Consider the following 841-nt stretch of genomic DNA (forward strand, 5'->3'; position numbering starts at 1 on the left):
GAATCGACATTCATCGCAGCCAGATCATAGCGGCGACGAGATAGAGGAAGCCTTGGAAGTGAATGGTTCTGCGGTCGTAGCGCGTCGCGAAGCGGCGGAAGTGCTTCATTCGGTTGAAGCACCGCTCGATGCGGTTGCGCTGTTTGTAGAGGAGTTCATCGTGCGGAATAATAATCTTGCGCGAGCGGTTTGACGGGATCACCGCCTCGGCTCCCATGTCGGCAATCGTTTCCCGCAAGGCATTGCTGTCATAGGCTTTGTCAGCCAGCACGGCATTGCCGCTCTGGCCCTCCAGAAGAGCCGGCGCTTGCGTGATGTCTGTGACCCGACCTGATGTCACGATGAAACGCAATGGTCGGCCCAGCGCATCGGCCAGCATGTGGATCTTGGTGGTCAGTCCGCCTCGGGAGCGCCCCAGCGCCTGATCCTTGCCCCCCTTTTCCGGAAGCTGCCTGCTGATGGGCACGGACGATCGTGCTGTCGATCATCAGGTATTGGTTGTCACGATCGGCCGTCAGCGTCTCGAACACCTGCTCCCAGATGCCAGCATGGCACCAGCGGCTGAAGCGCTTATGCACCGTCTTCCACTTGCCATACCGCTCCGGCAGATCGCGCCAATGTGCGCCGGAGCGCAAAACCCAGAGGCAACCATTGATAAACAAACGATTATCCGAGCCTGTACGCCCCGGATCGCCCACCTTGCCCGGCAACAAGGACACAATTTTCGCCCACTGCCCATCGCTCAGTTCATAACGCTTAGCCGCCATAACGACCCCCGTGGTTCAACACGGTGTCCTATGAATCAGCGATCAGGTGATTTGGGAATCCTGAATGTCGATCC

The 841-nt window shown here is 58.4% G+C and carries 1 protein-coding gene; it reads right to left on the bottom strand.

All coding sequences use genetic code 11. From position 1 onward, the window contains the following. Positions 1–10 precede the first annotated feature (10 nt). A protein-coding gene (locus C5J26_RS32385; protein ID WP_105405492.1) for an IS5 family transposase occupies positions 11–767 on the bottom strand; the annotation gives its coding sequence in 2 pieces (ribosomal slippage) (positions 11–431 and positions 430–767; 759 coding nt in all). Between the last annotated feature and the right edge of the window lie 74 nt (positions 768–841).

The organism is Neorhizobium sp. T7_12 (genome assembly GCF_002968535.1).
GTDB classification, from domain to species: domain Bacteria; phylum Pseudomonadota; class Alphaproteobacteria; order Rhizobiales; family Rhizobiaceae; genus Neorhizobium; species Neorhizobium tomejilense.